Genomic DNA, 1,490 nt, shown 5'->3' on the forward strand with positions numbered 1-1,490 from the left:
CTCGGTGGCGTGAGCGAACCTCGGGTCGCTGGGCTCTTGCTGGCGGGCGGCGCGGGGCGCCGGTACGGGATGCCGAAGGCGCTGGTCGTTGTCGACGGTCGCCGGCTGGTCGAGCGCGGCCTCGCGACGCTGCGCGACGCGGCCTGCGATCCAATCGTCGTGGTGTTGGGCGCGGCGGCGCAGCAGGTGCGTTCCAGCACCGACCTGTCCGGCGCGACTGTGACGGACAATCCCGAGTGGCACACGGGCATGGGGTCTTCGCTGCGGGCCGGGCTGGCCGCACTGGCGGCATTCCCGGTGGAGGCGGTCGCCGTGCTGCTGGTCGACACACCCGGCGTCACCGCAGCCGCGGTCCGGCGTTTGCGTAGACTCGGCGGCTCCACCGGGCTGGCGGTCGCCACGTACCACGGCCAGCCCGGGCATCCCGTATTGCTTGGGCGCTACCACTGGCCGGCAGTGTCGGCGATGGCGGTCGGCGACGCAGGCGCGCGCCGCTACCTCGCCGCGCATGCCGATCTGGTGACCCATGTGCCCTGTGAGGACATCGCGGACGGAACCGACCTCGACGTTCCGCTCGGCAGCCAGGCCAAGATCGATTGAACCGCCGTCGGGATCTCCTGCGCAGTACCGATCAGGTAGCCTGACAGGTCACTGGCCACCGCCCGACGCAGGATCTCGTTTCCTGCTCCAGGAGTTTGTCACGCCGCCGCAGCTCCCGCAGCTCCGCCGACTCGGAACTGGTGGTGCCGGAGCGGATCCCGTCATCGGGCGTAGGCGAACTTCAACCAACGGTGCAGGCACCGCTCGGAGGTCCCGAAGTCCTTCGCAATCTGTGCGATCGGCGCCTCACCCTTGCGAGCAACCGCAGCCACGTCACGGCCGAACTCCGGCGGGATCGCTGTCGGCATGGCAACGACCGGTCCGGAGATGGCGCCACCAAGCCCGAGCCCAGAGCCAGCCACTGTGCCCGACAAGCCCTCCGCCGGACCCTGACCAACAGTTCCGGATGGAGCACTGGGGGTGGTGTGCCGCTTCAAAGATCGCGGCACACCACCCGCACCAATCAACCGAAAGCACGGGGGCGACCCTCGGTTGAGGTGGCGCACCTTGCCTGCCACGGGCAAACAAGTGCTAGTGGTGCCGAGCGGAATGGCCAACGCTGGCCCGTACAAGACGGGATTACGACGACCCGTGCGGCTCAAAGTGGAGCTTGGTGATCGCCGCTATCGGCTAGGCATCAACCGGCTATGCCGCCACCTTTCGTCCGAGCCGTCGACCTCTCGGACCGCCGCTGGCGCGAGCCTGCCTGCTTGCGGCCGGCCCGTACGACGCCAGTCACCCGCGCCCAGGTCGCACGAAGTCGGCGGGGAGGAGTACTGGTGTGATCACCACGGAGTGCTACGGGGCACGCCGGGGCGCGATCATCGTGCAGCAACAAGAGACCACCCGACGTGTCTGCCGGCATGGGCGGTTGGGTGCGAAGGCTGTGG

At 69.1% G+C, this 1,490-nt stretch carries 1 protein-coding gene and 1 pseudogene; one reads left to right on the forward strand and one right to left on the reverse strand.

Annotated features, from left to right (window positions below):
- Positions 1-9 precede the first annotated feature (9 nt).
- On the forward strand, positions 10-600 hold the full coding sequence (locus IRY44_RS30395; RefSeq protein ID WP_194803562.1) for an NTP transferase domain-containing protein: 591 nt from the start codon (positions 10-12) through the stop codon (positions 598-600).
- 32 nt (positions 601-632) lie between these two features.
- Here the strand turns inward: IRY44_RS30395 and IRY44_RS30980 are convergent.
- Positions 633-908: pseudogene (locus IRY44_RS30980) on the reverse strand (transposase); the annotation flags it as partial.
- Positions 909-1,490: the final 582 nt, after the last annotated feature.

Source organism: Micromonospora sp. ANENR4 (assembly GCF_015354395.1).
Lineage (GTDB): Bacteria > Actinomycetota > Actinomycetes > Mycobacteriales > Micromonosporaceae > Micromonospora > Micromonospora aurantiaca.